Below are 3,598 nucleotides of genomic sequence, written 5' to 3'. Positions count from 1 at the left end.
ACACTCGCGTATAATCGTCGGCAGCGTCAGATGTGTATAAGAGACAGGGGTGGGGGCACGCGGCTGCCGCACCCTCACCCGCCCAGATAAGCCGCCGACAGCGCCGGATCGGCGGCCAGCTCCGCCGCCGGACCGCCGCGCACCACCTGCCCGCGCCGCAGCACGCAGCCGGAATGGGCGACGCGCAGGGCGATGGCCGCCACCTGCTCGCACAGCAGGATGGTGGTGCCGCGCTCGCGGCAGACCGACTCGATGAAGCCGAAGATCTGCTGCACGATCACCGGCGCCAGCCCGAGCGACGGCTCGTCGAGCAGCAGGTAGCGCGGCTCGTGGATCAGCGCCGCCGACAGGATGACCATCTGCTGCTGACCGCCCGACAGCATCCCCGCCGGGGTCTGACGCCGCGGCGCCAACATGGGGAATTGCTCGTAGACGCGGTCGGCCACCGCGCGGAAGTTGCCGCCGCGGTTGCGGAAGTCCCAGGCAACCTTCAGGTTCTCCTCCACCGTCATGCGGTGGAACAGCCGGCGTCCTTCCAGCGCGTGCGACAAGCCGCGGCGCGCCCGCTCGTGCGGGGAAAGCCGCGTGATGTCGTCGCCATCCAGCGTGATGCGCCCCGCCGCCGCCGGGACCAGGCCGGAGATCGCCTTCATCAGCGAGGATTTGCCGGCCCCGTTGGCGCCCAGGATGGCGGTGATGGTCCCCGGCTCGGCCCGCAGCGAAACGCCGCGCACCGCCTCGACCGGTCCGTAGCGGACCTCCAGCCCGTGGATTTCGAGGCCCCCCGCAAGATTGATCTCGTCAGGCATGGACGGCCTCCCCCGGGTGGGTTTCGGTGCCGAGATAGGCGGCGACCACCGCCGGGTCGCGGTACATGCCGGCCATGCCGCCCTGGTAGATGACCCGCCCGCTGTCCAGCACGACCACGCGGTCGACCAGCTCGTTGAGGAAATCCATGTGGTGCTCGATCAGGATCACGCCGACACCCCGTTCCTTCAGATGGCGGACCAGCCCGCCCAGCCGTTCCAGTTCGACCTCCGACAGGCCCGCCGCCGGCTCGTCGAGCATGACGAGGCGCGGGTCGGCCAGGATGACGCGCGACAGCTCGGTCATCCGCTGGTCGCCGTAAGGCAGGTCGCGCACCGGCGTGTCGGCCAGATGCGACAGGCCGGCCATGGCGATGATGGCGTCGGCGCGGCCCAGCATCGCGGCGTCCTCGCGCAGGGCGCCCGGCAGGTTCAGCGCCGCCGCCAGCGGGTTCTGCCGGTAGAGCCGGTGCCCGCCGAGCAGTACGTTCTCGCGCACCGTGAAGGCTGGGACGAGCCGCGGGTCTTGGAAGGTGCGCAGGGCCCCCCGCCGCGCCACCGCGTGGTCGGGCAGGCCGGTGATGGCGGCGCCGTCGAAGGTCACGCGCCCGTCGCCCGGCCGGTAGATGCCGCTGATGATGTTGACCAGCGTGCTCTTGCCCGAGCCGTTCGGCCCGACGAGGCCGAGGATCTCCCCCGGCCCCAACGTCACCGAGGCGTTGTCGAGCGCCCTCAGCCCGAGGAAGCTGATGGAAACCCCCTCCGCGCTCAGCAGCGGCCCGCTCCCCGATGGTTTCAGAGCGGCGGGGGGCGCGGCCCGCAGCGGCGCCACGTCCTTGGCGAAGCGCGGGCGCGGCAGCAGCAGCCCGGCCAGCCCGCGCGGCAGCAGGACGAAGGACAGCAGCAGGATCAGGCCGTAGACCATGAACTGGTACTCGGCAAAGATCTGGAGCTTCTCCGGCAGATAGGTGAAGACGATTGCGCCCAGCACCGGCCCGGCCAACGTGCCCAGCCCGCCGACCACCGCCATCACCAGCACCTCCACCGAGCGGTGAAGCCCGAAGGTCTCCGGACCGAGATAGCCGACGAGATGGGCGTAGAAGCCCCCCGCCAGACCGGCCAGCGCGGCGCTGAGCATGTAGGCGTTCCGCTTGGTGCGGGCGCGCGGCACGCCGATGCTGCCGGCGGCCACCTCGCTGACATGGATGGCGAAGAAGGCGCGGCCGAAGGGGCTGGTGACGAAGTTCCGCAGCAGCCACACGACCCCGGCCACCACCGCCAGCATGATCTGGAAATAGGCGGTCGGGCCGACGGACCAGCCGAACAGGGTCAGCGTGCGCAGGCCGGGCGACGGCACGCCGCTCAGCCCCATCATGCCGCCGGTGACCGAGGTCCACTCGCGCACCACCTCGTAGAAGATCATGCCGAAGCCGAGCGTCATCATGGCGAGGTAGAACTCGCGCACCCGACCGGCGGCGAAGGACAGCAGCCATCCGCTCAACGCCCCCATCGCCGCGCCGGACAGCAGGGTCAGCGGCAGCGGAAGCCCGAAGTTCTTCATCAGCAGGGCGGAGCCGTAGGCGCCGATGCCGAGGAATCCGGCGTGGCCCAGCGAAATCTGGCCGGCGACGCCGGTCAGCAGGTTGATGCTCTGGGCCAGCAGGACGTTGACGAGAAGGAACGACCAGATCTGCACGGTGGAGCCGCTGACGAACTCCGCCGCGACGCCGAGCGCCACCAGCAGGGCCGCGACCACCGGGGTCCGGGTGAGGAAGGAGAGGAGATTCCGCATCGCTGGCCCTTACACCTTCGTGAATTCCTTGCGGCCGAACAGGCCCTGCGGGCGGATGGCGAGGATCACCATCAGGATGGCGAAGGCCATGCCGTGTTCGGCGGCGGTGGAGACGTAGCCGCCGACCAGCTTCTCGATGACACCGAGCGCAATGCCGCCGACCAGGGCGCCGGCGGTGTTGCCCATGCCGCCGAAGACCGCCGCTACAAAGCCCAGCACCATCAGGTTGAAGCCGAAGCTGGGATCGACGGTGCCGGTGATCTGCGCGACCATCACCCCGGCGATGCCGGCCAGCACGCCGCTGGCGACGAAGGACAGCACGATCACCCGGCGCACCGGAATGCCGGCCAGCGCCGCCGCGTCGGCGTCGTGCGACACCGCCCGCACCGCGCGGCCCCAGGCGGAGCGGCGCAGGAACAGCTCCATCGCCACCATCAGGGTGAGCGACAGGCCGAGAACGGCGAGATACTGCGACGAGACCTGGACCCCGGCGATGTCCACCGAATCCAGGCTGTCGAAGACCAGCGACGGGAAGGCGATGGCCTGCGAGCCGAAGACGGTGGAGACGAAACCCTGGAGGAAGATGCCGAGCCCCAGCGTGGAGACCACCCAGCCCATGCTGTCGCCGGATTTCAGCAGCGGGCGGATGGCGATCCGCTCCGCCACCACCATCAGCCCGCCGGCCAGCAGGATGCCCAGCGGCACGGCGAGGGCCGTGGGCATCCCGGCTCCCAGCATCGCCACCGTCGCGACCGAGGCGGTCATCAGCAGCGAGCCCTGGCCGAAATTCAGCGTCCGCGTGGTCCAGAAGGTCAGCGACAGCCCCATGGCGATGAGCGCGTAGACCGCGCCGACGCAGACGCCGGCGAAAACGAGTTGCAGCACGAAATGCATGGCGTCGTCCTTGTTGTCTCTCCCCCGTCGCAGCACCCGCCTTTGAGTCCCCTCTCCCCTCTGGGGCTGTCTCTTATACACATCTCCGAGCCCACGAGACTATAAC

3 protein-coding genes are annotated in these 3,598 nt (G+C 69.9%); all 3 read right to left on the bottom strand.

What is annotated here, in order from left to right:
• Nucleotides 1-74: 74 nt before the first annotated feature.
• Genes Q4I23_RS31400 through Q4I23_RS31390 form a run of 3 tightly spaced genes read right to left on the bottom strand, consistent with a single transcriptional unit; the run spans nt 75 to nt 3,573 of the window.
• Complete coding sequence (locus Q4I23_RS31400; RefSeq protein ID WP_498528816.1) at nt 75-809, bottom strand: ABC transporter ATP-binding protein; 735 nt, start codon at nt 807-809, stop codon at nt 75-77.
• Complete coding sequence (locus tag Q4I23_RS31395) at nt 802-2,598, bottom strand: branched-chain amino acid ABC transporter ATP-binding protein/permease (protein WP_498528815.1); 1,797 nt, start codon at nt 2,596-2,598, stop codon at nt 802-804. Before Q4I23_RS31395 ends, Q4I23_RS31400 begins: the two co-directional genes overlap by 8 nt.
• Nucleotides 2,599-2,607: 9 nt before the next feature.
• Nucleotides 2,608-3,573: a branched-chain amino acid ABC transporter permease gene (locus Q4I23_RS31390; protein ID WP_498528814.1), complete on the bottom strand. Its 966-nt coding sequence runs from the start codon at nt 3,571-3,573 to the stop codon at nt 2,608-2,610.
• Between the last annotated feature and the right edge of the window lie 25 nt (nt 3,574-3,598).

It is taken from the genome of Azospirillum sp. UFLA03-27 (assembly GCF_059803775.1).
The sequence above is the reverse complement of the archived record's forward strand: the minus strand, read 5'-3'. Positions and strand labels throughout refer to the sequence as shown.

Bases quoted from the DNA above. Each gene is read 5' to 3' on its own strand.
- Q4I23_RS31395 (WP_498528815.1), bottom strand. From the start codon at position 2,598: ATGCGGAATCTCCTCTCCTTCCTCACCCGGACCCCGGTGGTCGCGGCC.
- Q4I23_RS31400 (WP_498528816.1), bottom strand. From the start codon at position 809: ATGCCTGACGAGATCAATCTTGCGGGGGGCCTCGAAATCCACGGGCTG.